The 613-nt window shown below is 36.2% G+C and carries 1 protein-coding gene; it reads left to right on the top strand.

The features are described 5' to 3' along the window. Window positions 1-90: 90 nt before the first annotated feature. Window positions 91-613, top strand: a 523-nt coding sequence (locus J7338_RS20570; RefSeq protein WP_210798832.1) for a transposase, incomplete at its 3' end; no start/stop codon positions are given.

The following is a 613-nucleotide window of genomic DNA, read 5'->3' as shown; positions in this document are numbered from 1 at the left end:
AAAAAAATGGGGTCAGGTCTTTCTTCTTGCCTTTTTGTTAGTTACGGCTAATCTTTAGATATTAATTTATACAAATTGATAGGTGAAAAGATGGCAAGGCCTCTTCGATTAGAGTTTGCGGGTGCGTTATATCACATAACTTCGCGTGGTAATGAAAGAAAACCTATTTATTTAGATGAATCAGATTTTGAAGGTTTTTTAACAATCTTAGGAGATGTATGTGAACGTTATAACTGGGTGATCCATTCTTTTTGCTTAATGACCAATCATTACCATTTATTAGTCGAAACGCCGGATGCGAATTTAAGCAAAGGGATGCGGCAATTAAATGGTGTATATACGCAATGGTTTAATAGAAAACATCGACGAGTAGGGCATTTATTCCAAGGGCGTTATAAGGCAATTTTGGTTGATAAGGATGCATATTTATTAGAGCTAAATAGGTATATTGTTTTAAACCCAATTAGAGCGAAAATGGCCGATAGCCTATCGGAGTGGCCTTGGAGTAGTTGGAATTATGTAATGGGTCAAGAGCCTATTCCCCAATGGCTTGAGGTAGATAAAATGTTACTGCAATTTGCAAAGTATAAAACAATAGCCAGACGTAAGTTTG

It is taken from the genome of Pseudoalteromonas ostreae (genome assembly GCF_018069805.1).
GTDB lineage: Bacteria > Pseudomonadota > Gammaproteobacteria > Enterobacterales > Alteromonadaceae > Pseudoalteromonas > Pseudoalteromonas ostreae.
The sequence above is the reverse complement of the archived record's forward strand: the minus strand, read 5'-3'. Positions and strand labels throughout refer to the sequence as shown.